The sequence below is a fragment of the Porphyromonas sp. KLE 1280 genome (assembly GCF_000700805.1).
Classification (GTDB): Bacteria; Bacteroidota; Bacteroidia; order Bacteroidales; family Porphyromonadaceae; genus Porphyromonas; species Porphyromonas pasteri.
Genome location: NZ_KL362962.1, coordinates 1 through 1,069, shown reverse-complemented (window position 1 = coordinate 1,069; position 1,069 = coordinate 1). Strand labels below are relative to the sequence as shown.

Sequence of the window (1,069 nt, the reverse complement as noted above, 5' to 3'; positions counted from 1 at the left end):
TCGCGGTTACGGACTTTAGGTACTCCAGACTCCCATGGCTTGACGGGCGGTGTGTACAAGGCCCGGGAACGTATTCACCGCGCCATGGCTGATGCGCGATTACTAGCGAATCCAGCTTCACGGAGTCGAGTTGCAGACTCCGATCCGAACTGTGATAAGGTTTAGAGATTCGCATCCTGTCGCCAGGTAGCTGCCCTTTGTCCTTACCATTGTAACACGTGTGTCGCCCCGGATGTAAGGGCCGTGCTGATTTGACGTCATCCCCACCTTCCTCACGCCTTACGACGGCAGTCTCTACGGAGTTCCCAGCATTACCTGATGGCAACCGTAGACAGGGGTTGCGCTCGTTATGGCACTTAAGCCGACACCTCACGGCACGAGCTGACGACAACCATGCAGCACCTACATAGATGTCCCGAAGGAAAACTCCCTTTCAGGAGCGGTCATCTACATTTCAATCCCGGGTAAGGTTCCTCGCGTATCATCGAATTAAACCACATGTTCCTCCGCTTGTGCGGGCCCCCGTCAATTCCTTTGAGTTTCACCGTTGCCGGCGTACTCCCCAGGTGGATAACTTAACGCTTTCGCTTAGGAGCATACTGTATATCGCATACGCCCAGTTATCATCGTTTACTGCGTGGACTACCAGGGTATCTAATCCTGTTTGATACCCACGCTTTCGTGCTTCAGCGTCAGTTGTACCTTAGTAAGCTGCCTTCGCAATCGGAGTTCTGCGTGATATCTATGCATTCCACCGCTACACCACGCATTCCGCCTACCTCATCTACACTCAAGCCCGCCAGTATCAATGGCAATTTAGGAGTTAAGCTCCTAGATTTCACCGCTGACTTAACAGGCCGCCTACGCACCCTTTAAACCCAATAAATCCGAATAACGCTCGCATCCTCCGTATTACCGCGGCTGCTGGCACGGAGTTAGCCGATGCTTATTCATACGGTACATGCAGGGAGCCACACGTGACTCTTGTTATTCCCGTATAAAAGAAGTTTACAATCCATAAGACAGTCATCCTTCACGCGACTTGGCTGGTTCAGGCTCTCGCCCATTG

The 1,069-nt window shown here is 52.3% G+C and carries 1 rRNA gene; it reads right to left on the bottom strand.

Features of this window, described 5'->3' with window-relative positions:
* Positions 1-12: 12 nt before the first annotated feature.
* Positions 13-1,069, bottom strand: a 16S ribosomal RNA gene (locus tag HMPREF1121_RS00005); the annotation flags it as partial.